This is a genomic window from Butyrivibrio sp. NC2002, assembly GCF_000702265.1.
Taxonomy (GTDB): Bacteria; Bacillota; Clostridia; order Lachnospirales; family Lachnospiraceae; genus Butyrivibrio.
In genome coordinates this window covers 420,549-446,780 of the sequence record NZ_KL370881.1, presented here as the reverse complement: position 1 = coordinate 446,780, position 26,232 = coordinate 420,549, and the positions used below count along the sequence as shown (strand labels likewise).

The following is a 26,232-nucleotide window of genomic DNA, read 5'->3' as shown; positions in this document are numbered from 1 at the left end:
GTAATTATTCGGGCATTGTGATTCCGGCAATGCGAACGTTAACATCTGTAACATCAAGACCTGTCATGCTCTGAATAGAGTTCTGAACTCTGTCCTGAACCTGCTTGCTTGTAGCAGGAATGTTGTAGCTGTACTTCATAAGAATAGACATATCCACTCTTACTTTGCCCTCAGAGACTGCAATCTTAGAACTCTTCTGCAGATTCTTGGGGCTGACCTTATCTATATTCTCACTTGTATAGTTGCCTGCCATAGCGCTTACTCCATCGATCTCAAGTGCAGCCAGCGCAGCAATTCTTGCAACAACATCATCGGCGATCTTAACCTGGCCGATTCCCTTTGTATTCTTTATTGAAGCCTTCTGTAATTCCTTATCCATGAAAAATCATCCTTTCACTAAAAACTTATATCATTATATCATAAAAACCGCTCACTAATACAGCCATATAATAAGTATGTACTGATCGTCAAATGTCGTGTAGGATACGGTGTTATTGGCACCCTGAAGGAATCCGAACACCTTCTGATCTGTTATAAGACTGTTAAACAGACTGTCATATACCTCTTTAGTTCCGCATTTTATAGTGACATTATTGCTGCCATCTGCATATCTTCTGTTAAAAAGCTCTCCGACAGCATCCATATCCGGTGAAACAAAATACTCGTTTTCCCTCACGAAATAGTTATTCTTCATGGAATCGCATTTTGGCATCGGAAGTGTCTCTGCAATAGTATGAGTCCTTGAAATATCCTGCGTTGTACAGCACAGATAAACATAATTTATGAGCGGGATCTTTCCGGTATCTCCGGAGGACTCTGTTCTTTGGTAGGAAGAATCTCCCCAGGTCGTATCTACATAAGTATAGTCGCCATCGACATAGACAAGATTCCAGGCATGACCGACTCCGTTGACTTTTCCTGTAACAAGAGTTGCCGGAATTCCCAGTTTATTCAAAAGATATTGCGTAGCCTTTGCATAGCCCTGGCAAACTGACTTTCCATAGATAAAAACCGAGCATATATTCTGATTATCCGGCGCATTAAAATCATATTCCGTATTTGAAATCAGATATTCATATACGTACTTTACTTTTCCGTAGGTATCAAGTTCTTCGGGAATCCTTGCTATGCAGTTATTTACATACTCATCTATCTTAGTCTGCCTTGCAGCTATTTCTTCGTCTGAATATATGTAATTACCCGTAAATGATAACTTGTTAAGTTCTCCGCCTATCGTATACCTTGTATATGTATATCCGTCCATATAGAAAAGCTCCGGGTGATCTGCCAGGACAAACTGGCAAACAACATCAAGAATCTCCTCATCAAGAGTAGACACAACGATATCGGAGGATCTGTTTTGGATAATAGTCAAAAGCTCCGCATAAAGAGTCTTGCCTTCGTCATTTAAATGCTCGAAAGCATACATTCCCTTCTGGGATTCTTTTATTTCAGCAATCCCTTCATCCGTAAGCCCTATTTCGGCACGCATGTTGTTCTGATATGTATCACTGAAAAAACTGGTAGCATCCTGCCCTGCAGAATCTGATCTTTCTACCTCTTTATCATTTCGTTTTCTGCCTGTTTCATTTTCTATCTCGGTAATCAGATTGTCTATTGACTCATTTATAGCATCGGGATCAAAAACAGATTTTCCCGAGTCGGCATCCGCACTTGTATCAGCGCCTGCACTTGAAGCTGCATCAGATCCGGCATCCGATTCAGCATCATTATCCGTCCCTTCTACAGGTTCTTCATTTGATGAAAAATCTGCATTTGATGAGCCCCCTGCATCTGTTTCTTTAGAGTCAGCGGTATCAGGATCTTCAATTTTTTTAGATATGATCTTATCTTCTGAGTATTTATCCGGATCAAGAATATTATTATCCTGCAGATAATCAGTGACCATGTCACTACATCCGGTCAGAAAAGAAAGTGAAAAAACGGCAAAAAAGGCCGATGCTTTCCTTATGAAATTTTCAAAGTTACATCTGCCTTTTTTCATATCCACCCCTAACAATAACTATTGTCTTAAGTTCCGTATCAAATTAATTCTTTCTGAATTCGCTAAGAATAAGTCCCTTATTTCTGTCAACAGTCATCTGAGGACTCCATTCATTTACAAACAGAAGAAGCGGTCTGCCGTTCATATCCTTGATCTTCTTCATATCTGATGTGCCGACAAGTGAGTTCATATCAATGTCTTCATTGTCCACCCATCTGATATATTCATACGGAAGCATATCAAGAAGTATCTCAACGTTATACTCGCTCTGCAATCTGAATTTAAGTACGTCAAACTGAAGGACACCTACAACGCCGACGATTATCTCTTCCATTCCCATGTTAAATTCCTGGAATATCTGAATGGCACCTTCCTGAGCAATCTGTTCGATCCCCTTAACGAACTGCTTACGTTTCATTGTATCAACTTGTCTTACCCTTGCAAAGTGCTCAGGTGCAAATGTGGGAATTCCTTCATACTTAACGGTATCCTTAGGCATACATACCGTATCACCGATTGAAAAAATACCGGGATCGAATACACCCATTATATCACCTGCATAGGCTTCACTTAAAATTTTTCTTTCATCAGCCATAAGCTGCTGAGGCTGTGAAAGCCTGAATACCTTTCCTGACTGAACATGCTTAACTTCCTTATCTGCATCATATCTTCCTGAGCAGATACGCATGAAAGCAACTCTGTCTCTGTGAGCCTTGTTCATGTTTGCCTGGATCTTGAATACAAATGCTGTAAAATCGTGTTCCTTAGGATCAATAACATCTCCATTGGCATCAGTTCTTCCACTTGGAGGAGTAGCCATCTGAAGGAAATTATGAAGAAAGAGTTCTACACCAAAGTTCTGAAGAGCTGATCCGAAGAAAACAGGAGTAAGATTACCTGCCCTTACTTCATCAAGGTCAAACTCAGCACCTGCTCCGTCCATGAGTTCAATCTCTCCCTCCAGGTTATCAAGTGCTTCCTCACCAATAGTTGAAAGAAGCTGATCCCTGTCATCCATGGGAATTATCGTCTCAGTACCTTCCTTGGTTCCCTTCATGGTATCCTGGAAAGTAACTACATGCTTCTCTCTTCTGTCATAGATTCCCTTGAAATTCTTACCGGAGCCTATAGGAAGGTTCATAGGACATGTTGCGATCCCAAGATGATTCTCAATATCATCAAGGAGTTCATAAGTATCCATCGCATCTCTATCAAGCTTGTTGATAAAAGTAAAGATCGGAATATGTCTCATTGTGCAGACCTTAAAAAGCTTCTTTGTCTGAGGCTCAACACCTTTACTTGCATCAATTACCATGACCGCAGAGTCGGCAGCCATAAGTGTACGATAAGTATCCTCAGAGAAATCCTGGTGTCCCGGAGTATCAAGAATATTGATACAGCAATCCTCAAAATTGAACTGAAGAACTGAAGATGTAACAGAAATACCACGCTGTTTCTCTATTTCCATCCAGTCAGATACTGCATGTCTGGCTGTAGCCTTACCTTTAACAGAACCTGCAAGATTGATCGCTCCACCATAGAGTAGGAATTTCTCTGTAAGTGTAGTCTTACCTGCATCAGGATGAGAAATGATCGCAAAAGTACGTCTCTTATTTATCTCTTCTGTAATATGGTTATTACTCATTATTTAGCCTTTCTGAATATAAAAACTTGACTTCTTGCGGTAAAAGCGGAAATTGCCCGCCAGTATCCTGCATTTGGCAGGACACATCCCTCGTTTTGCGAGGACCTGGTTTAATGCGAAAAAAAACGCACTCTTCCTATTTTATGAAAGAGTGCGCGTAAAGTCAATAAAATGTCAGTGAAGCATTGAAGTACCTTCAAATTCAGGCTTAATTCCAAAGTAATCAAGTACAGTTGCTGCAATATCGGTAAAGGAGCTTCTTGTACCAAGGTTTCTTGGTGTTACATTCTTACCATACATGATAAAAGGAATATATTCTCTTGTATGGTCAGTGGTTTTAAGATAAGCAGGGTCACATCCATGGTCAGCAGTCATCATAATGATATCGTCATCATGAAGCTTTGCTACCATCTCAGGAAGCTTACTGTCGAAGTAGTTGAGAGCTTTTGCATAACCATCAATATCTCTTCTGTGGCCGTAGAGCATATCAAAATCTACAAGGTTTACAAAGCACAGACCGTCAAAGTCTCTGTTCATATAGTTAAGAGTCTTCTCTATACCGTCAGCATTGCTCTCTGAAAATACATATTCTGTAAGACCCTGTCCCTCAAAGATATCTCTTATTTTACCAACGCCAAGTACTTCCTTGCCTGCAGCCTTAAGCTGATCAAGCATTGTTGTCTTCGGCGGCTTAAGTGAATAATCATGTCTGTGGGGTGTTCTTGTGTAATTTCCGCTTGTTCCGACAAAAGGTCTTGCGATTACTCTTCCTACACCGAGATCTCCTGTGAGCATCTCTCTTGCGATGTGGCAATACTCGTAAAGAGTATCAAGAGGAACAACATCCTCATGAGCAGCAATCTGGAATACACTGTCTGCTGATGTATAAACGATCAGATCTCCTGTCTTAACATGCTCATCACCATAATCATTTATAACCTCTGTTCCGGAATAGGGTTTGTTGCAAATAACGCCGCGTCCTACTCTCTTACTGAACTCGTCAAGGAATTCCTTGGGGAATCCGTCAGGGAATTTCGGCATGGGTCTGGGTGATACGATACCTGCTATCTCCCAGTGTCCTGTGGTTGTATCCTTATCCTTACTTGCTTCCTGGCATTTACCATAAGCTGCTGTAGGGCTCTCAACTCCATCGACACAGTCAACACCATCTATATTGAAAAGTCCCATAGCACCCATGTTGGGCATTGAGAAATACTTACTTGTAGAACAAGATCTTAAAGTATTTACATCAAAATCTCCATACTCAGCTGCATCAGGTTCTTCACCTACTCCAAAGCTATCGAGAACTATCAAAAATATTCTTCCCATTATTAACCTCCTGAAAATCCTGAAAAATCATTCCAAATATAATAGGGAATGCGATATCACGCATCCCCTTTATTTTATCACATTAGGTGTATCATTTCATTTTTCAAAAATGAAATTATTTCTGAGCTACATCCTTCATTGAGAAGCTGATTCTGCCCATGCGATCCTTACCAAGGCAAACAACCTTAACTTCATCGCCAAGTGTAAGAACATCTTCAACATGGTCGATTCTCTCGTTTGCAATCTTAGAGATATGAACCATGCCTTCTTTTCCGGGAGCAAACTCAACAAATGCACCGAATTCCTTAATACTTACAACTTTACCTGTGAATACCTGACCCTTCTCGAAATCAGTTGTGATGATGTTGATGTAATCAATAGCCTTCTGCATCATCTCGATGTCTTCACCGCAGATGCTTACCTTACCATCATCTGTGATATCGATCTTAACACCTGTACGTGTGATGATCTCATTGATTGTCTTACCTCTCTGACCAACAACATCACCAATCTTTTCAGGATCGATCTCAATTGAGATGATCTTAGGAGCATATTTGCTAACTTCCTTACGAGGTTCAGCAATTACCTTGCTCATACATTCATCCATGATGAAGAGGCGAGCCTCACGGCACTGTGCAATAGCCTGCTCAACTATAGGCTTTGTAAGACCATGGATCTTGATATCCATCTGAATAGCTGTGATACCATCCTTAGTACCTGTAACCTTGAAGTCCATATCTCCGAAGAAGTCCTCAAGACCCTGAATATCAGTAAGTACTACGAAATCATCATCTGTATCGCCTGTAACAAGGCCACAAGAGATACCTGCTACCATCTTCTTAATAGGAACACCGGCTGCCATAAGTGACATACATGATGCACATGTTGAAGCCATTGATGTTGAACCGTTACTTTCAAATGTCTCAGATACGCAGCGTATAGCATAAGGGAACTCCTCAACTGAAGGAAGTACAGGAAGAAGTGCTCTCTCTGCAAGTGCACCGTGACCGATCTCTCTACGTCCGGGACCTCTTGAAACCTTTGTCTCTCCAACAGAGTATGAAGGGAAGTTGTACTGGTGAATATATCTCTTGCCTGTTACTGTAGCATCGAGACCCTCAATCTTCTGCATCTCTGAAAGAGGAGCAAGTGTTGTTACATCACAGATCTGAGTCTGTCCACGAGTGAACATTGCACTACCATGAACTCTGGGAATAAGATCGATCTCAGCTGAAAGAGGACGGATCTGCTTGATTTCTCTTCCGTCAGGACGCTTGTGGTCCTTGAGGATCATCTTACGTACTGTCTTCTTTTCATACTGATAAATAGCTTCGCCGAGGATTGCAAGCCACTCTTCGTTGTCTGCAAACTTCTCTGTAAGGCGATCTGTTATCTCTGCAATATTAGCTTCACGCTGCTGCTTCTCGTCTGTGAATACAGCCTTTTCCATCTCTTCCTGAGGAACCACTTCCTTGATAGCATCAAAGAGTTCCTGAGGTACTGCGCAGCTCTCGTATGAATGCTTTGGCTTACCAACCTCTGCTACGATGCCCTTGATGAACTCGATAACCTTGAGGTTTACATCATGTGCAAGATAGATAGCTTCCTCCATCTTATCTTCGGGAACTTCATTACATCCTGCTTCGATCATGATAACCTTCTCACCTACAGAAGCAACTGTAAGGCGCATATCGCCGTTATTCCAAACTTCCTGTGAAGGGTTGATGATGAACTCTCCATCAACAAGACCTACCTGTGTCATTGCGCAAGGGCCGTCGAAAGGTATATCTGAAATAGATACTGCTACTGATGAACCGATCATTGCAACCAGTTCAGGGCGGCACTCAGGATCAACTGACATAACCATATCTTCGATTGTTACGTCATTTCTGTAATCCTTAGGGAAAAGAGGACGCATAGGTCTGTCAATAACACGGCTTGTAAGAATAGCATTCTCAGAAGGCTTACCCTCACGCTTATTGAATCCTCCGGGGAATTTACCAACTGAGTAGAACTTCTCACCATACTCTACACTAAGAGGGAAGAAGTCGATACCGTCTCTGGGCTTATCTGATGCTGTTGCAGTACAAAGAACAGTTGTATCACCATACTGCATAAATGCACATCCGTTAGCCTGTTTACCTACTTTGCCGATTTCCACTTTAAGTGTACGACCAGCCAGTTCCATTGAAAATGTTTTCATATTAATCTCCTTCTCGCGCCATCCTCGGGCGCATTTTTAATCCTTAAGAACCAACAAACTCCGCCAACTTTTCATCTTTAGCGGCAGGCTTGTATGGAAACTTGAATTGCTGACTTTAGTTTTAAGTCCGATCGATAATAAAAGAACAAAAACAAGGCGGAATAAGCCGATAATAAAATCGACCAACCCCGCCTTTTTTCCATTACTTTCTCAGACCAAGATCAGCGATAAGCTTACGATACTTCTCAAGATCCTTCTTCTTAAGGTAAGAAAGAAGAGCACGTCTTCTACCAACCATCTTAAGAAGTCCTCTTCTTGAGTGGTGATCCTTGGGATGTACATCAAGATGCTCGTTAAGCTCTTTGATACGAGCTGTAAGAATAGCAATCTGAACCTCCGGTGAACCTGTGTCGCCAGCCTGTCTTGCGAACTGATTGATAACTTCTGTCTTTTTCTCTTTTGCGATCATTCTCTTTCTCCTTTTTACTTCGATCTGCCGTATACCAGGAAGTGGCTGGAGAAGCCTCGATCCGAGTATCGGTAATTGCATATTGTTTCTCATGTAAGAAACCGATTTATTTTATCACAGGTATTAACAAATGTAAAGTTCAGTCTCTGCTGAAAAAATTTCTTCCCGCTTCCAGGTCATGATCCATCTGTGCCTTTAAGGCATCCACACCGGAAAACCTCTGCTCTTTTCGGTGAAATGTAAGAAGAGCTATTTCCAGATATTTTCCGTACAAGTCTCCGTCAAAATCATATATAAATGTTTCAACACTTACTCTGTTGTTGTCGGAAACTGTAGGTCTTACGCCTATATTGGTCATTCCATGATATTTTTGTCCCTCTATCCTCACTTCAGAAAAATAAACTCCAAAAGGAGGAAGACATTTTTCGTCGGGAGGTAAAATATTAACTGTAGGAAAACCTATGGTTCTTCCAAGTCTTTTACCATGCTCCACCAATCCGCCGACATAGTACTTCTCGCCCAAAAGCTCTGCTGCTCTCTCCATTTCTGCCTTTTGAATCTCTTCTTTTATAAAGCTTGAACTTATATTTCGTCCAAACATCTGAAGCTTTTTTATTGCATGGGTTCTGTATCCAAGTTCCGGTGCAAGTTTGTTTAAAAGGGCGAAGTCTCCCTTACCCTTGTAGCCGTAAGACAGATCGTCTCCCGCAGCGATATATGCTGCATTCATCTGATCGTGCAGAATATTTCTTACACAGTCTTCCGGTGAAATATGAGCAGTCTCTTCATCCATCGGAAACTCGACCAGAATATCTATTCCAAGTTCTTCAAATTTGCGACGCTTTTCTTCCTTTGTAAGAAGTTGCGAAATCATCATTTTATGTTCATCATTTCGTTTATCATCAAAAACTTTAGCGCCGGCTTGTTTCTTTGAAATATTAGAAAAAAATACAGCGGGCGACGGATCAAATGTGAATATAGCTGCTTTCATGCCCTTATCCTTTTTATCAAGGATGTGTGAAAGAAGCTTTTGGTGACCCAAATGAATTCCGTCAAATTTGCCTATAGCAACTGCAGTTTTATCTTCTATATGAAATTTCTTCGTGCAGGAAATTATCTGCATTTGCTTTCTCCATTTTATTATTCTCAAGGCTGATAGAAAAATTTTTCAACCTTGAATGATTCTAATCTCTTGTCATATTTGTATATTCCAAAAAAGGTCTTATCCTCTGAATATACCCTGACTCTTACGCCATCTTCATACAGTTCCGAATCATCTATGTGATCCATCTCATCATCCGGCGTCTCTTTTAAAATATTTTCAACCTTGAATCCGTTTCCATTTTCAAGAAGTCTCCTGTGGCTGTCTTTTATAATGCACAGATCCAGATCTCTGAAAATGCTCTCTGTAGGGTATATTATTTCATCCAGCCTGCCTTCATCTCTTCTTTTTTCAATTTCATCAAGAGTTACAGCTGTATCAAGATGGAAGCTTCCCACGCAGGTTCTTGTGAGATGTTCCATCGCAGCGCCGCAGCCAAGGGCTTCGCCTATGTCATTGCAGAGCGTTCTGATATATGTACCCTTGGAGCACTTTATCTCCATAGTAAAAATGTGGTCCGATGATAGTCTGCTGTCGTCAAGGATAGTAATCGAAGGTATGCTTACTCTTCTTGGTTTTCTCTCTACTTCCTTACCGGCTCTTGCGAGTTCATACAGCTTTTTACCACCGACTTTGATTGCGGAATACATAGGAGGAATCTGGTCGTATTCTCCTACGAACCTCTTTACGACTTCGCGGAGTCTCTCTGAAGTAACATCAACATCACTTTCTGAGAGGATATTGCCAGACATATCCTGTGTATCTGTTGTAACACCAAGCCTGCAGACCGCAATATATTCCTTATCATGGTCTGTCAGCATCTCGACCAGTTTTGTTCCATTTCCCACACAAACAACAAGGACTCCGACCGCATCCGGATCCAGAGTCCCTGTGTGTCCGATTTTTCTCATTTTTAAAATGCCGCGGAGGCGCGCCACAACATCGTTGGATGTATAGCCTGCCTCCTTGTAAACATTGATCAGTCCGTTATACATTTATATACCTTTAAGCTGTCTTTCGATGTACTCCGAAAGATTGTTGATGATATCATGCTGTGTTCCGTTCATAGTGCATCCGGCTGCCCTTGCATGTCCGCCGCCTCCGAACAGTTCAGCTATTTTGGCCACATTCACAAGTCCCTTTGAACGCAGACTAACCTTGTATTCCATACTTCCTATCTCGTATAAGAACATAGCGCACTCAGTTCCTGAAGTCAAAAGGAGCTGGCTTACAATTCCGTCAAGGTCACTTGATGTAACCATATAGAAATCCATTGTCTGTCTGGAAACTACACTTACTATGCATTTTCCATCCATAAAGAGCATGCTTTCAAGTAAAGCTCTGCCAAGTATCTGGTTCTGCACATAGGTCTTTTCAAAGAATACGTGATCGACCAAAGCTCCAAAATCAAAACCGAATTTGATAAGCTCAGATACTACCTTAAGTGTCTCCGGAGATGTGTTGGAATACTTGAATACACCGGTATCTGTTACAATTCCGGTATAGATACACTTGGCAACCGCCTCATCTGTTTTTTCATTGTCCAGGCAGTTATATACAAGCTCGCATGCAGAGCTTGCTGTAGGAACTATGTAATTAGCATCACCCGTCCCCGGATTACTGATATGATGATCTATGTTTATCTTCTTTTTTGCAGCATCAAAAAATTTCTCAGCATCGCCAAGTCTTTCTTTTCCGCAATCTAGTGCAAAAAAGAGATCATAGCTATCAATGTCTGTCTTGTAATCAGTCCTTACATCCTCTATGCCATCGAGAAAAGAAAAGCATTCAGGTATTTCCTGCAGGAACACGTCTACCCTGATATCAGGATAGTTTTTCCTAAGATAATTGTATAATGCCATGTTTGAGCCGATACAATCACCGTCAGGACGTATATGACCACTGATTCCGACGGTGCTTACACCGGCAAGCAGTTCATCGATTTTCATTCATCATCACCATCACTTGTATCTTCGTCTTCTGTTTCGCCTCTTGCTGCTCTGGCTGCTGCATCCTTGGCTGCAACTTCATCAATCTTCTTAGACATATTAATAGCATATTCTATTGAATCGTCCATGATGAATCTGAGCTCAGGAGTATTTCTCATATTCAGTTCTTTTGCAAGAGTACTTCTGATATATCCGGCAGCAGATTTAAGACCTTCCTGGGTACGGAGTCTGTCCTCATCATTACCCATAACAGAAACCCATACCTTGCAGGTCTTAAGGTCAGGAGCAACCTCAACATCCATTACGGATGTCATGGGGCTGATCCTGGGATCCTTACTAAATCTGATAGCCTCTGATATTACTTTTTGTACCTCTCCGTTAATACGGATATTTTTGATACTGTTTTTTCTCATTGATTATCCCTTTTATTTATTCTCAAGCTTCTCGCGAGGAACCTCAACCATAATGTAAGCTTCTACTGTATCACCAACCTGGATCTGATCAAATCCGTCAAATACAAGACCACACTCGTATCCGTCCTTAACCTCTTTGACGTCATCCTTGAAGCGCTTAAGTGAAGCAAGATCACCTTCAAATATCTGCTCGTCGCCACGGTTAATACGAACCTTACAATCCTTCTGGATCATACCGTCAGTAACGATAGAACCGGCAATATTACCAAGCTTGGAAGCCTTGAAGAGCTGACGGATCTCAGCATGTCCGATAACCTTCTCCTCATATACAGGAGCAAGCATACCCTTCATAGCATACTCAACATCTTCGATAGCCTGGTAGATAACCTTGTAAAGCTTGATCTCTACACCTTCGTGCTCAGCTGTGCTCTTGGCAACAGCATCAGGTCTAACATCAAAACCGATGATAATAGCATTTGATGCAGCAGCAAGTGATACGTCAGATTCTGTGATCGCACCAACGCCGCCGTGGATGATCTTAACAACAACTTCGTCGTTGGAAAGCTTAAGAAGACTTGCCTTAAGTGCTTCTACGCTACCCTGAACGTCAGCCTTGATAATGATATCAAGTTCTTTGAGCTTACCTTCCTCAATCTTGGAGTAGAGGTCATCAAGTGACATCTTAGCCTTTGTCTCCTCGATGAGGTCTTTCTTCTGCTGCTGGAGGTATGTGTTAGCATACTGCTTAGCTTCCTTATCACTCTCATGACCAAGGAATACCTCACCTGCTCCGGGAACATCTGAAAGTCCAAGGATCTCAACAGGCTGTGAAGGACGGGCTTCTTTAAGTCTCTTGCCCTTATCATCTATCATTGCACGAACCTTACCTGAGCATGCACCTGCAGAAATGAAGTCCCCAACATGAAGAGTACCCTTCTGTACAAGTACGTTTGCAACAGGACCACGGCCCTTATCAAGCTTAGCCTCGAGTACAAGACCTCTTGCACTTCTGTTCGCATTAGCCTTGAGCTCAAGAATATCTGCAGTGATGAGGATGGTATCAAGAAGTACATCCATACCTTCACCTGTCTTTGCAGATACGGGAACGAACTCAGTCTGTCCGCCCCAATCAGTAGCGATAAGACCGTATTCAGTCATTTCCTGCTTAACTCTGTCTACGTTAGCACTGGGTTTATCAATCTTGTTTACTGCAACGATTATTTCAACACCTGCTGCTTTAGCATGGTTGATAGCTTCTATTGTCTGAGGCATAACACCATCATCAGCTGCTACAACGAGTACGGCGATATCTGTTGAATTAGCACCACGCATACGCATAGCTGTAAAAGCTTCGTGACCGGGTGTATCAAGGAATGTGATCTTTCTGTCATTAACCTTGATCTGGTAAGCACCGATACGCTGTGTAATACCGCCTGCTTCCTTATCAGTAACGCTTGTATCACGAATAGCATCAAGAAGTGATGTCTTACCATGGTCAACGTGACCCATTACGCAGACAACCGGAGGTCTGGGAGTAAGATCCTCAGGATTCTCCTCTTCTTCCTTAAGAAGTTCTTCGATCACGTCTACCTGAACTTCCTTCTCGCAGATGATGTCATATTCGATCGCAATATTCTCAGCTTCCTCATATGAAAGCTCTGAGTTAACCGTAACTACCTGACCTGCAAGGAAAAGCTTCTTGATGATAGCAGAAGGCTGCAGCTTCATCTTATCAGCAAGTTCCTTGATAGTAAGCTTATCAGGGATTGTAATTACCTTGATCTGCTCCTCAGGCTCTTCTACCTTCTTAACCTCAGGCTTGATGAAACGGCCAACTCTCTTACTTCTTGGCATCATCTCGTCATTCTCTTCATAGATATGATCCTTCTTGGATCTCTTATCCTTATCCTGAGTAGAACGTCTCTTTCCTTCACCTTTGCCCTCGTTGATCGGAGGTGCATCGAATCCGCCTCTTCCGGCTCCCTTAGAGAAGTCCTTACCTTTGCCCTGAGGTCTGTCAGATGTGCCTCTTGCAGGTCCCTGTCCGGGTCTTGCATTCTGACCGGGACGTCCCTGTCTCTGACCATCTCTGTTTCTGTCATCAGATCTTCTCTGCTGACCGTTCTGGTTATTGCCGAACTTGCGCTCGCCGCCCTGACGATTATCTCTCTGGCGATCCTGACCCTGACGATCATTATTTGAGCGCTCATTATTCTGGTGATTTTCTCTCTGCTCGTTCTGACGATTTTCCTTATGCTCAGTAGGACGATTCTCGTTTGAACGTACTTCCTTTACAGGTTCTGCAGCAGGAGTCTGCACAGGAGCTTCCTTGGGTGCAGCTTCGGTCTTCTGAACCGGTTCAGCTTTAGGAGCCTGCTGTGCAGGTTCGTGGTACTTCGGAATTTCCGTGTTGTATGCTTCAAGCTGTGATGGTGCAGTTAAAGGCTTAATCGGATGATATGCGTTCTGTGAACGTGCGAATGTACTCTGCTTCTGGCCTCCGCGGTTATCTCTGCCGAAATTCTTGTTCTGGCTTCCACGATTCTGATTATTATTGTTGTTATTTCCACCCTGGAAATTGCCATTCTTAGAATTACCGGGGTTTGTTGTAATAATAATCTTCTTCTTTTTCTTTACGGCACCGTCTCCGCCCTTGGGAGCTTCAGGTTTTTTCTTTTCAGCTTTTTTTGCATCATCAGATTCTTCTGATGCAGCCTTCTTCTCCTCATTTACAGACTTCTCTCCGGATTTGCCGCTTCCGAAATGTTTTCTTGCTTTCTCCGCATCTTCGTCTTCTATTGAGCTGGTAGATCTCTTTGCAGCTTCAACTCCCTGCTCCTGCAGGAAATTAACAAGCTCCTTTCCTTCTATACCAAGCTCCGAAGCGAGTTCGGATATTTTAATTTTCGACATTCGCATTTCCTCCGTACTTTTCATCTTACCTTATAACTGAAGTTCAAGCTTTTCGCAAAGCGATTTAGCAAATCCTGCATCCGTGACTGCAACGCTTGTTCTGACTTCTTTTCCGATCGCATGTCCAAGTTTTTCTTTTGAACCGAAATCGGCCACCTTCACATTATAAAAATCACATTTATCATGGAACTTCTTTTTAGTGTTTTCAGAAGCATCAAGGCTTATCAAAACAACCAAAGCCGTTCCGCTCTTTATAGCATTCTCAACTGAAAACTCACCGCTCACAAGCTTCCCTGCCTTCTGACAAAGTCCCAGCAGCGAATAGATTTTTTCATCCATTTTGTGCAAGCTCCTTTTCAAGTTCCTTAAGTGCCTCTACCGGTACTGCTTCTCTGAAAGATTTCTCAAAACCTCTCCTCTTTGCAGCCTTTTCAAGGCATTTTGAATTGTTACATATATACGCGCCTCTGCCATTTGCTCTTCCGGTAAAATCCGCATGTAATTCACCGTTAGCATCGCGGACAATTCGCACAAGTTCATCTTTATCCTTGCTTATGTCACATCCTACGCATCTGCGCATTGGTCTCTTTTTTTCCATAATTTTGCCTTAACTTATCAGGGGCAAAGGATTACTCCTCTGTATCCTCCCCGGCAACATCCTCGTCTGTATACACCTCATCAGATACTTCTGTTTCATCATCATCCTCTTCGATGTATTCATCCTCTTCATACTCGTCTTCATCATCCATGTAATCTTCGATTCTGAATCCGGGAGCATCCTTAGCCTGAGTCTCACTCTTGATATCGATCTTATATCCTGTAAGACGTGCTGCAAGACGGGCATTCTGACCTTCTTTACCGATTGCAAGTGAAAGCTGATAATCGGGAACAACTACCTTAGCGCTCTTCTCATCGGGATCGGCAAATACTGCTACGATCTTAGCAGGTGAAAGAGCATTCTGAATAAGGTTTCCGGGGTTCTCATCCCAGTTTACGATATCTATCTTCTCACCGTTTAATTCGTCTACTATAAGATTAACTCTGGCGCCGTTAACACCTACGCATGCACCTACAGCATCTACGTTAGGATTGTTTGAATAAACAGCGATCTTGGTACGGCTGCCGGGCTCACGAGCGATGCTCTTTATTTCTACTGTACCGTCCTGGATCTCAGCAACTTCCTGTTCAAATAGTCTCTTAACAAGATCAGGATGTGTACGTGATACAAGGATACGAGGTCCCTTGCTTCCGTTTCTTACTTCAAGAATGTAAACCTTAATTCTCTCTGTAGGGCGATAGTGCTCTGTCTTAACCTGTTCATTCTCATTGAGCATTGCATCTGCTTTTCCAAGATTGATGCTGATGTTCTTGCCGATGAATCTCTGGACAACACCTGTTACAATGTCATGCTCATGTTCATAATATTCATTATAGATAGCTCCGCGCTCTTCCTCTCTGATCTTCTGAAGAATAACGTTCTTGGCATTCTGAGTAGCGATACGACCGAACTCTTTTGAATTAAGGGCTACAGGAACGATGTCACCTATCTGTGCCTTCTTATCTATCTTACGTGCATCATCGAGACAAATCTCAAGAAGAGGATCCATTACATCATCCTCAAGTTCTACTACTTCTTTGTCTGCGAAGCACTTGAAATCGCAAGTGTTTCTGTCTACCTCGACACGAATATTCTCTGCTCTGCCAAAGTTGTTCTTGCAGGCAGTTACCAAAGAATTCTCAATTGCATCAAACAGCGAATCTCTGCTGATGTTTTTTTCCTTCTCCAGCACATCGAGTGCATCCATCAATTCTTTGCTCATAATGATTTTTCTCCTTTAATTATGAAAACTCAAAAATCCAGTGTTAATCTGATACTAGATATTTCTTTTCTATTAAAAACCTGTTCCTTGTCACCGATCATGACCGTAACCGTATCAGCATCATATGCCTTGAGATTACCGGTAAATTCCTTTACCTTGTCGATCGGCTTGTAAAGCTTTACATCAACGTCCTGCCCGAGGCTGTATTCGAAGTGTCTGTCCTTTTTAAGCTGTCTTCCAAGACCGGGGCTTGAAACCTCCAGAGTATAGGCATCTTCTATAAAGTCATGCTCATCGAGTGCATCTGAAAGTGCATGGCTGACATCAACACATTTATTGATATCAACTCCGCCATCCCTGTCGATGTAAGCTCTAAGATACCATTCTCCGGCTTCTTTGACATATTCTACATCGTAGATTCGAACTTCGTTTTTCTCAGCAATGGGACCAAGGAGTGCCTCTGTTTTTCTTTCTATCTCTTCTTTTCTCGACATAAACAACCTTCCCTATTTGTCTGACCGGTTCTGTTTTCCACACTCAGACCGGATATGCATGAAAAAAGTGGACTCGCGAAAGTCCACTTCTAGTCTGCATAATTTTAAGTTACTAGACTAAATATAGCACCGTGACTGTTTTTCGTCAAGTATTGCCGATCATCTTCCTTACAGTCCTGGCTGCAGCAGTCAGCATCACATAAGTGATAAACGTATCAATAGGGAGCATTACTGCATTTGACAGGATTCTTCCCGGAAGTAGTGCTATGATTGCCTGGTCGTAGAGCATCTTAAGCCAGATTGAGTTAAGCCCGATGTTCACAAAAACCTTTACGATCAACTGAGCTATAAATACTCTGCCCAGAGTTATGCTTTTTTTGTAAAAAGCAAATCCGTAAATAATTCCGCCAAGAGCAGCACTTATTGTAAATCCGGGGAAGAAATCACCAGAAGGCTGCAAAAACCACTTGATGACGTCAAGGCTTGCTCCGAATATCGCTCCGATAGCAGGTCCAAACAGATAATCAACTACCTGATTGGGAAGACCCGAAAAACCGATCCTTATGTAGTTACCTATTTTAATAGTAGCAACATACCCAAGAATGATAGCAATGGCAGCCATCATTCCGCAAAATACAACATTTCTGAGACTTTTGAATTCGTTAAGGGATCTGACCCATGTGCTCACCTTGAGCTTTTTGTCATTGTTTACTGATAGATTTTTTTCCATAAAAACACCTCCTTCGCATCCACATAATGCACAAGGAGGTGTATGAATTCATAACACGTTCTATATGCAACAGTGGGAACCGAATCCGATACCGCGGTTGCCCTTCGTCCTTCCGGCAGTCCCTGTCCGGATGGCACTTAACGCATCGAATTCTACTCTGCTAGTTTTTTTGTTACGACTTCATTATAGCAATATACTGCCTTTCGTCAATTGATTTATATTAATTTCTTTAAAAATCAGATAATCTTGTCAAAAGTATCTGCGAGTGCAGGATAAATCTGCTTAAACTGCTGATACTTTGCTTCATATTTCTTTACAAGTTCAGGATCAGGCTCCTCTGTCTTAGAAACCTTAACGATAGCAGCTGCTGCCTCTTCAACACTTGCATAAGCACCGCAGGCAACCATAGCAAGCATAGCGCCACCCATTCCGGGTCCCTCTTCACATGCAGGAACATCTACTGTGATATTGAGGATGTTAGCTATCATCTTTCTCCAAAGAGGGCTCTTTGCACCACCACCGCAGATCATCGTGCGCTCAGGCTTAACTCCGATCGACTTGGCAACTTCGTACATATCTCTTGTTGCAAAAGCAACACCTTCGAGAACTGCCTGAGTCATATCCTCTCTTGTAGTATCCATTGTTATGCCTGTGAATGTTGCACGGGCATTGGGATTGTTCCAGGGAGATCTCTCACCCATAAGATAAGGAAGGAAGAATACATGGTTTTCACCGAGCTTCTTAATGCCCTCCTGCTCTGCAGCATAATCTTTGGTCTTTAATATCTCATCATTCCACCATTTGTTGCAGCTGGCTGCGCTGAGCATGCATCCCATAAGATGGAAGTGACCGTCTGCATGATCAAATGAGTGAAGTGCATTGTTACTGTCAACAGCAAAGCTGTCTGATGACATGAAGATAGTTCCGCTTGTACCAAGTGAGATATTGCATCTGTTATTGCCTACAGTACCTGTACCTACTGCTGCTGCCGCATTATCGCCTGCACCTGCTGCGATAACAACGCCTTCTTTAAGTCCAAGTTCCTTAGCAAGCTCAGGCTTTAGTTCACCGACTTTATCAGAACTGTCATAAAGTGTAGGAAGCATATCCTCTGTAATACTGCAGATATCGCACATTTCCTTAGACCACTTGCGATTCTTAACATCAAGAAGAAGCATACCGGATGCATCGGAATAATCTGTGCAGAAGGTTCCTGAAAGCTTGTATGCAAGATAATCCTTAGGAAGCATTATCTTCTTTATCTTTTTAAAGTTCTCAGGCTCATTCTCCTTAACCCAGAGGATCTTGGGTGCTGTAAAGCCTGCAAATGCGATATTTGCTGTGTATTTTGAAAGTGTTTCCTTGCCGATCTCATTATTGAGGTAATCAACCTGCTTCTGAGTTCTGCCGTCATTCCAGAGAATAGCGGGACGGATAACATTGTCGTTCTCATCAAGAATTACAAGACCATGCATCTGTCCGCCAAAGCTGATGCCTGCTACCTGTGACTTATCAGCATCCTTAAGAAGTTCCTTAAGGCCTTCTACAGACTGTGCATACCAGTCCTCGGGTTTCTGCTCAGACCAGCCCGGCTGAGGAAAATAAAGCGGATACTCCTTAGTAACAGTTCCATGAATCTTACCTGTCTCGTCCATAAGCACAAGCTTAACAGAAGATGTGCCTAAATCCACGCCTATATATAACATACCTAACCTCCCGTTTTCATACATAAAATGTAGTGATAACATCTTTTAGCATCAAAAATAAATTGCACTACTAATTATACTTATTTTTTCAGCTCTTCGCATTACACTTTTTGCTAAAAAATCACTAATTGTTGCATTATGTATGTCAGGAAATTGAACTCCTTAGATCTTATATTGGAGCGGGTGCATGCCCCCTCAAGATGTTGGAAGTTTAAGTATTTTATGCTTTTCAGCCTATATCAGGTTCGTCCTTAAGGCTGATTGTGTCTTTATATTTTCCTTCGGTCTCAAACATTATTATTTCATTTTTGCCTTCTTTGATAAGAGGAGCAGGAATGTAGAGTCTCTTCTGAGGTCCGATCTCCCAGTATCTTCCAAGGTTGAAGCCATTGATAAATGCGCAGCCTTTGCCCCATCCCTCAAAATCGAGGAAGGTATCCTTTTGCTCTTTAGCCTCAAATGAGAACTTGTGGAAGGCAGGTGTGTTTTCGATATAATCCTTTGAAAAATCAACTTTATCGACATTATCAAGAGGAAGTGTATATATATCCCAGTTGTTGTGCATGTGACCATTTATCTGAACGCACTGGCCGATACCCTTTCTCTGGTGTTCCATCCTGGGTCCAAAGTTAACGCGTCCCATATTTTCCATGAGGATATCTATGTCTTTTCCTCTCTGTGAGAGCTTCATCTGTTCTTCCAAAGGAAGCTGTAATGCCTTCTGAACCTCCTCATCACTCATAACTTCAGCTTCTTTTCCAAGCTCGAGGTCATACAGAGTAATAAGCGGTTTCTTATCAACAAGGATATTTGCTCTGTCTCCGGCTTCCCAAAGTCTTATCTTGGCAACAGCATCCTCTGTTTCAAGAGTTGAATGGTAGAGAATATAGCCATAGCTTTGGTCAAGCTTCTCCATACTAACAGGATAAACACTGCTTGTTTTAGTGCTTATATCGTCAAGGACAGAGAACAGGCTGACCTTATCTTCTACCTTAAGTTCTCCGTAAGAGCCTCTCTCTATCTTACTTTCTAAAAGCTCCGGCACTTCAGGAATATCAACATATTTTGATATTACCTCCTTGTATCTTCTGTACTTTTCAGTGATGCAGCCATCTTCTGTCAGTATCGCATCATAGTCATAGCTTGTGACATCAGGTGTAAGCTCATCATAGTAGTTACTGCCATTCATGAAGCCAAAGTTAGTGCCGCCCTCAAACATGTAGATATTTACATTTCCCATATCCAGCATATCATCAAGGTCTTTTACGCTCTCTTCGAGATTACCTTTCATATGACCGCCGTTTCCCCAGTGATCAAACCAGCCAACCCAGAATTCTGCGCACATAAGAGGTCCGCCATTTGTGTAATTCTTAAGGACATCAAATCTTTCCTTTGTTCTGGAGCCGAAATTGCCTGTAGGATGTGCTCCTTCAAGCATGCCTCCTCTTATATTTTCATGGAAAGGTCCATCACTTGTTATAAACGGAACTGTCACACCATATCCGCGCATCATGTCTCTCATGCGCTCCATATAGCTCTTGTCATTTGCGTAGTAGCCATACTCATTTTCAATCTGCATAAGGATGACTCTGCCGCCATTATCTATCTGATACTTAGTGATGATCGGCATAAGAACATCATAGTAATCTTTAACATGCTTCATAAAAGGCTCATAATTAACCCTGAGTCTCATTCCGTCTTCTTTTAATAGCCATGCCGGGAGACCGCCAAATTCCCACTCAGCACAAATATACGGTGATGGACGAAGGATAATGTATAATCCCAAATCCTGAGCTGTCTGTATAAATTTCTCAATATCGAGCATGCCCTCAAAAGTAAACTCTCCTTTTTTAGGCTCATGCATGTTCCATGGAATATATGTCTCAACGGTGTTTCCACCCATTGCTTTCAACTTTAATAATCTGTCCCTCCAGTATTCAGGAACAGTACGAAAATAATGAAATGCCCCGGAAATAATTTTAATAGGCTCTCCATCCAGATAAAATTTATCTTTAATCTCAAATCTGCTCATAAATATAATCCCCGTTTTCTTTCAGTAATCCCTCATAAAAAACCAAATTTTTCACATAAAAAGGGAATACCAGCCTATATAAACCGGTATTCCCTTTTAGTATCCTCATTTAAATATAAGGAATGATCGCTCCTTATTATTTGTAAAGAGCATCCATCTGTGACTGAAGCTCAGCAGCTACATCAGCGATACCTGCCTGCTCAAGAGCATCCTGCATCTCAGCTACGATTTCCTCAGCAGTACCTGTGTACTTACCGTATGAGATCTGCTTCATGTAGTTTGTATAAACTTCGTTACAGTTATCAATCTTAGCCTGGATAGAATCTACATCCGGAACGAACTGTCCATAAGGATAGTCAATCTTTACAGAGTCATACTTAGCATAGAGCTCATCGATCTTATCCCAGTTACGGCTTGCATCTCTAACTTCGATGTCATCGTTACGTCCCCACCAGTAGTTTGTCATACCGTTGATGTTATCTGTTGAAGAATCATATCCTTCAGGAGTAGTTCTAAGACCTTCATCGTTGATCTCGTAAGATACACCTTCGATACCATAGTTGAAGAGCTTGTAGCACTCAGGATCGTTTCTGATAAGGTCATAAACCATAAGTGCTCTCTCAGGATTCTGAGAAGCTGCAGAAACTGCCATTGCACCGTGTGTGATTGAAAGTGCTACAACGTTGTCTGTCTCTTCACCGAAGTAGAAGAAGCCTGACTCAGCATTTTCATCATCAGCATAAATTGTGTTTGCTTCTGTTGCAGAGCAAAGATCTGTCCATGTCTGTGTGTGGTGCTGCTCAGCTGCAACCTGACCTACACGGTACTCATCTCTGTTCTGTGAAGATGTGTTGTTAAGAACGTCTGTAGGCCATACACCAATCTCATCCCACTCCTTCATCATCTTAGCATATTCAACAAGTGAATCTGTCTCTGTCATAACAGGTGTTACAACTGTGTAGAGGTCATCCTTTGTGCCGCCCCAAAGAGCACCTGTAGCAAGACCATCAATAGCTACGAAGTTAGTGTGTGATGCAATCCAGCCGTTAGCCATCTGTGCGTACTGTGTTCCATCTGAATCCCAAACAGCCTTGAGTTCAGGATGATTTTCTTTTACATAAGAGAAATATGTTGTAAGGTCTTCCCAACTGTGAACACCGTCTGCAAGTCCTGCATCCTTAGCCCAGTCAAGACGATAGATGAAGCCGTGGTTTGTCCACTGTGCATAGTTGTCTTCAGGCATAAGGTAGATGTCACCATTATACTTACACATTTCCCAATGATCAGCAGGTACGCTAGCCCATGTCTTAGGAGCATAAGTCTTAAGCATATCTTCTGAAAGAGGAAGGAATGCACCATTCTTTGCATTCGGCCAAGCATCAAGCCAGTCAGATGCTGTACCAACAAGGTCTACAGAACCATCCATCTGTGCAAGTGTAAGGTTGTAGTTTGAAAGATAATCTGTCCACTCAATGTAGTAGATTTCTAGCTCAGCATTTACCTTCTCTGTAAGGATCTCGTTGAGCTTTGCAAGCATCTCATCAAGACGCTCTGCTGCTTTACCCTCCGGACGGTCACCTGTTGTCATATAGTTGATAACTACATGCTCAGATGTGTCGATATCTGCAGCTGCTGCAGTATCTTCTTCTGTGGTGTCTTCAGAAGCTGTTTCCTCAGTAGCCTCTTCTGTTGTCTCCTCCGCTGCCTCAGTAGTCTCCTCTGATGCTTCTGCTGCAGGTGCCTCAGTAGCCTGGTCGCTTCCTGAATTTCCACCGCAAGCTGCAAGTGAGAATACCATTGTGGCACTCAGTAAAACTGACAATACCTTTTTCTTCATTAAAAAGCCCTCCTATTGAAATAATGAATAAATGTATATATCTGAACTCATTTCGAGTAGAGATCTAATAAGTAAGTTCCGCTCTCGCTTCGCTCGCCGGAACGCGTTCGAACCAGGCTCAAAAATACTTCGCCATCTAAGGAAGTTCCGCTCTCGCTTCGCTCGCCGGAACACGCTCTAACCAGACTCGAAAAAACCTCGTCAGGTTATCGCAGCTCAGCCTTTTACAGCACCAACTGTGATACCACCAATGAAGTACTTCTGAACGAAAGGATAAAGAAGTACGATAGGTCCGGTTGCAAGCATTGCATTTGCCATCTTAACAGTCTCTGTAGGGATATCTGTAAGAGATACGTACTGACCGGCTACTGAGTTCTTAAGAGCCTGTGTCTTATTTACGATTTCATACAACATGTACTGAAGTGGCTTAACATCTACCTTACTTGAAAGGAAAAGTGATGACTGATACCACTCATTCCAATAACCAAGTGCAAGGAAAAGTCCGATTGTTGCAAGTGCAGGCTTAAGCATCGGAAGTACGAGGCGAATGAAAATTGTCATATCACCTGCGCCGTCAATCTTACCTGACTCTGTGATCTCGTGAGGAATCTGCTTTACGAAGTTCTTCATCAAAATGATGAGCCAGGGTGACATCATCAAAGGAAGAAGTACTGCGAAGTAGCTATCCTTTAAGTGGTAAGTCTGTGTCATGAGCAGGTAGTAAGGTGCAAGACCTGCTGAGAACAAACTTGTAAAGTAAATGTAGAATGAAATTGCATTTCTGAAAGGAAAGTCCTTTCTCTGAAGTGCATAACCTGTCATGGAGATGATTGAAAGTCCTACAAATGTTCCAACAAATGTCATCGCAATTGTAAGTCCATATGATTTCCAGATAAGTCCGGATTTTGTTACCATCTCATATGCTTTTAAAGTAAACTCATGTGGTATAAGCTGAACACCGTGAACTCTTATATAGCTCTCTGATGTAAAGCTTGATGCCAAGATTATAAGGAAAGGAAAAATACAAGCCAGTGCGTAAAATGTAGTTACGAAGTAACCTACCCCGCGGACAACCATATCGGTTGCGCCAATTTTTACCTTGGCTCCGCTTTCCATCATGTCTAAATCTTTTGTCTTTGCCATTTTTTCTGCTCCTCCAAATAATTAGAATAATGAATACTCAGGGTCGATCTTCTTGATAACGCCGTTAACTACCATAACTATTACAAAACCTACGATAGACTGATAAAGACCAACTGCTGATGCTGTGGAGAAGTTAAAGTCTGTCATTGTAGCTCTGTATACGAATGTCTCAATTATATCTGTTGTATCGTAGAGAAGTGAGTTCGTACCAACTATGTTATAGAACAGACCGAAGTTACCTTTTACAATTCCGCCAAGAGCGAACAATAACAAAATAATGATTGTAGGCTTAAGGCTCGGAAGAATGATATATCTTATTCTCTGGAATGCGTTAGCACCATCAACCTTGGAAGCTTCGATTATCTCAGCATCGATACCGCAGATTGCTGCGAAGTAAACAACTGAGTTGTATCCTGTCTGCTGCCAGAGGTAAATAACTACCAGAAGTACCGGCCATACATGAGGATCAGCGTATGGCTGCCATTTCTCCATTCCAAGTATGTCGAGGATCCCGTTTACAAAACCTGTATCATAGTTAAGAAGGTTGAATACCAGGACTCCTACAAGAACCTGTGAAATGAAGTAAGGAAGAAACATCATTGTCTGCGAAATCTTCTTGAAAAGCTTTGCCTGCATCTCATTAAGAAGTATAGCCATTATGATCGCAAGCAAGTTTCCCAAAAGAATAAATGCCAGGTTGTAAAGAATTGTGTTCTTTGTAAGTGTTAAAAGTTTTCCTGAACTTGCAAGGAATTCGAAGTTCTGAAGTCCTATGAACTTACTTCCGAAAATTCCTTTTCCATAGTTATATTTTACAAATGCAACCCATATTCCCGGCAACGGCATATAGCTGAATAAGAAAAAGAACACTATTGCCGGTATACACATCAGAATCAAAGTTCTGTATCTTACAATATTCTCAAAAAATCCTCTTTTTTTACGCGGCGCTGCCGCAATATTATTAGTATTCCCCATAAAGCTCACATCCCTTTTATGTTTATCTCGTAATTATTGTTAATTTGCAACCGGTTTCATATAATTATTTAAACATATTGCCACACATACGTCAATGAATTTTCTGATACCGGTTTCAATATTGTTGAATACTCACAAGTTGCACTTGTCGTTTTTGGTGCATTTTTATAAGAGCATTACAAGATTGGCAATATTTGGTACAATTTTGGACATAGAAAGAGAGTGATTTCTGAAACCATTTTCAAAAATCACTCTCTTTTATATCATTTCATTCATTTTTTTAGTTATTTCAGGCTCTGCTGGGTCCACTGCTCTCTCTTGATATGAGAGTAGGCTGAACTGTCTGATGCCTTGGCATATCTTCGCCCTTTGAAACAGCTATAGCCGTATCGATAAGGCACTGTCCGAATGTTTCATAATTGTAATCCACACTTGTAAGTTTAGGTATCATTACATCGGATATATAAGTATTATCAAAGCTCGCAACCGAAAAGTCCTGCGGAATCCTGTATCCGCTATCTTCAATTGCTCTGATGACGCCGGCTGCCGTAAAGTCATTGATCGCAATAACCGCAGTAGGAAGCTTCGGAAGCTTTAATATCTTCTGCATGCACTCATATCCGCTCTCAATCGAGTAACTACCGCCTGCGATATAGTCGGGGATAACCTCGATGTCATGAGCAGCGAGCATTTTCTTGTAGAGAAGGATTTTCTCCGTAGTAGATCTTACGTCAGTTCTACCACCAACAAGTGCTATTCTGGTATGTCCAAGCCCCAAAAGATGCTCCATCACAAGGTCCATACCACTTGCCGCATCGATCTCAACACTATGGCTTTCGATATCCTCGGATAGTCTGCCGGTTACCACAAGGGGGACATTAGCCGGAAGCTTTTTGACAGCTTCTTTATACTTTTTGTCTGTTTCAGTATCATCTACACGTCCGCCGATCTGAACTATTGCATCTACCTTCTGATGCGCGAACAGTTCGAGCTGCTCAATCTCATTCTCGGTTATACCAAACGAATTGTACAAAGAAACAGTATATCCCGCTTTCTGAGCAGCTGCCTCACATGCCACAAAAAGCTGCGCATAGAAAGGGTTTCGGACATCGGCTGCAATTACGCCGATCGACTTGGTAGAAGTATCGGATAGTCCCTTGGCAAGTGCATTGGGCTTGAAATTGTATTTTTCAATTATACTCTGTACTCGGTTTCTTTTCTCCTCACGAACATTGGCACTGTTCGTCATAACGCGTGACACGGTAGCAGGAGAAACCCCTGCTTCCTTGGCAATGTCGTATATGGTTATGGCCTTGTTATCAGATGTACCCATATTTTTTATACGCTTTCGTATTTATTTGAAACCGGTTGCAATTTCATCTTATTTGAAAACTCATACACATGTCAAGAAGAAAAAAACAGAAGGAAGTGAACATATTTCACTTCCTTCCGCAGAAAAGCAAATTT

22 protein-coding genes and 1 riboswitch are annotated in these 26,232 nt (G+C 42.0%); all 22 genes read right to left on the bottom strand.

The genetic code is table 11. The features are described 5' to 3' along the window. Positions 1–4: 4 nt before the first annotated feature. The gene (locus tag T543_RS12945; protein ID WP_035769120.1) at positions 5–379 is read right to left on the bottom strand and encodes an Asp23/Gls24 family envelope stress response protein; all 375 of its coding nucleotides are present in this window, start codon (positions 377–379) and stop codon (positions 5–7) included. 54 nt (positions 380–433) lie between these two features. After that, positions 434–2,005 carry a transglutaminase domain-containing protein gene (locus T543_RS15430; protein WP_051638773.1) on the bottom strand — a complete coding sequence of 524 codons (1,572 nt, stop codon included), beginning with the start codon at positions 2,003–2,005 and terminating at the stop codon, positions 434–436. Positions 2,006–2,048: 43 nt separating this feature from the next. Continuing rightward, positions 2,049–3,650 carry a peptide chain release factor 3 gene (locus tag T543_RS12935; protein ID WP_035769118.1) on the bottom strand — a complete coding sequence of 534 codons (1,602 nt, stop codon included), beginning with the start codon at positions 3,648–3,650 and terminating at the stop codon, positions 2,049–2,051. A 174-nt stretch (positions 3,651–3,824) separates the two neighbouring features. Further along, positions 3,825–4,979 (bottom strand): phosphopentomutase, encoded by a 1,155-nt coding sequence (locus T543_RS12930; RefSeq protein WP_035769117.1) that lies wholly within the window; start codon positions 4,977–4,979, stop codon positions 3,825–3,827. A gap of 115 nt (positions 4,980–5,094) precedes the next feature. Beyond that, complete coding sequence (locus T543_RS12925) at positions 5,095–7,182, bottom strand: polyribonucleotide nucleotidyltransferase (protein ID WP_035769116.1); 2,088 nt, start codon at positions 7,180–7,182, stop codon at positions 5,095–5,097. Between the two features lie 202 nt (positions 7,183–7,384). Then, positions 7,385–7,651: a 30S ribosomal protein S15 gene (gene rpsO / locus T543_RS12920; protein ID WP_035769115.1), complete on the bottom strand. Its 267-nt coding sequence runs from the start codon at positions 7,649–7,651 to the stop codon at positions 7,385–7,387. A gap of 139 nt (positions 7,652–7,790) precedes the next feature. Continuing rightward, on the bottom strand, positions 7,791–8,774 hold the full coding sequence (gene ribF, locus T543_RS12915) for a riboflavin biosynthesis protein RibF (RefSeq protein WP_035769114.1): 984 nt from the start codon (positions 8,772–8,774) through the stop codon (positions 7,791–7,793). Between the two features lie 23 nt (positions 8,775–8,797). Continuing rightward, the gene (gene truB / locus T543_RS12910; RefSeq protein WP_035769113.1) at positions 8,798–9,748 is read right to left on the bottom strand and encodes a tRNA pseudouridine(55) synthase TruB; all 951 of its coding nucleotides are present in this window, start codon (positions 9,746–9,748) and stop codon (positions 8,798–8,800) included. Continuing rightward, positions 9,749–10,702 (bottom strand): DHH family phosphoesterase, encoded by a 954-nt coding sequence (locus T543_RS12905; protein ID WP_035769112.1) that lies wholly within the window; start codon positions 10,700–10,702, stop codon positions 9,749–9,751. Further along, entirely contained in the window at positions 10,699–11,115 is a 417-nt protein-coding gene (gene rbfA / locus T543_RS12900) for a 30S ribosome-binding factor RbfA (RefSeq protein WP_035769111.1), read from the bottom strand. The genes T543_RS12905 and rbfA overlap by 4 nt, the downstream gene beginning before the upstream one ends. A gap of 12 nt (positions 11,116–11,127) precedes the next feature. Beyond that, the gene (gene infB / locus T543_RS12895; protein WP_081830071.1) at positions 11,128–14,028 is read right to left on the bottom strand and encodes a translation initiation factor IF-2; all 2,901 of its coding nucleotides are present in this window, start codon (positions 14,026–14,028) and stop codon (positions 11,128–11,130) included. A gap of 30 nt (positions 14,029–14,058) precedes the next feature. Next, positions 14,059–14,367, bottom strand: coding sequence for a L7Ae/L30e/S12e/Gadd45 family ribosomal protein (locus T543_RS12890; RefSeq protein ID WP_035769110.1), 309 nt, complete (start codon positions 14,365–14,367; stop codon positions 14,059–14,061). Beyond that, positions 14,360–14,626: an RNase P modulator RnpM gene (gene rnpM, locus T543_RS12885; protein WP_035769108.1), complete on the bottom strand. Its 267-nt coding sequence runs from the start codon at positions 14,624–14,626 to the stop codon at positions 14,360–14,362. Before rnpM ends, T543_RS12890 begins: the two co-directional genes overlap by 8 nt. Before the next feature lie 31 nt (positions 14,627–14,657). Continuing rightward, positions 14,658–15,848, bottom strand: coding sequence for a transcription termination factor NusA (gene nusA, locus T543_RS12880; protein ID WP_035769107.1), 1,191 nt, complete (start codon positions 15,846–15,848; stop codon positions 14,658–14,660). Positions 15,849–15,877: 29 nt separating this feature from the next. Further along, positions 15,878–16,342: a ribosome maturation factor RimP gene (rimP, locus tag T543_RS12875; protein ID WP_035769105.1), complete on the bottom strand. Its 465-nt coding sequence runs from the start codon at positions 16,340–16,342 to the stop codon at positions 15,878–15,880. 145 nt (positions 16,343–16,487) lie between these two features. Then, positions 16,488–17,072 (bottom strand): folate family ECF transporter S component, encoded by a 585-nt coding sequence (locus T543_RS12870; protein ID WP_035769103.1) that lies wholly within the window; start codon positions 17,070–17,072, stop codon positions 16,488–16,490. A 68-nt stretch (positions 17,073–17,140) separates the two neighbouring features. Then, a riboswitch (THF riboswitch) is annotated at positions 17,141–17,234 on the bottom strand. Positions 17,235–17,308: 74 nt separating this feature from the next. Then, positions 17,309–18,778, bottom strand: coding sequence for a xylulokinase (gene xylB, locus T543_RS12865; protein ID WP_035769101.1), 1,470 nt, complete (start codon positions 18,776–18,778; stop codon positions 17,309–17,311). 229 nt (positions 18,779–19,007) lie between these two features. Further along, positions 19,008–20,810, bottom strand: a complete 1,803-nt coding sequence (locus T543_RS12860; protein WP_035769099.1) for a glycoside hydrolase family 35 protein — start codon at positions 20,808–20,810, stop codon at positions 19,008–19,010. Between the two features lie 136 nt (positions 20,811–20,946). After that, the gene (locus T543_RS12855; RefSeq protein WP_035769096.1) at positions 20,947–22,647 is read right to left on the bottom strand and encodes an ABC transporter substrate-binding protein; all 1,701 of its coding nucleotides are present in this window, start codon (positions 22,645–22,647) and stop codon (positions 20,947–20,949) included. A 216-nt stretch (positions 22,648–22,863) separates the two neighbouring features. Continuing rightward, complete coding sequence (locus tag T543_RS12850) at positions 22,864–23,790, bottom strand: carbohydrate ABC transporter permease (RefSeq protein WP_242839521.1); 927 nt, start codon at positions 23,788–23,790, stop codon at positions 22,864–22,866. Between the two features lie 21 nt (positions 23,791–23,811). Continuing rightward, positions 23,812–24,765, bottom strand: coding sequence for an ABC transporter permease (locus T543_RS12845; protein ID WP_051638772.1), 954 nt, complete (start codon positions 24,763–24,765; stop codon positions 23,812–23,814). 289 nt (positions 24,766–25,054) lie between these two features. Next, a complete protein-coding gene (locus T543_RS12840; RefSeq protein ID WP_035769094.1) occupies positions 25,055–26,098 on the bottom strand; it encodes a LacI family DNA-binding transcriptional regulator in 1,044 nt (347 codons plus the stop codon). Positions 26,099–26,232 lie beyond the last annotated feature (134 nt).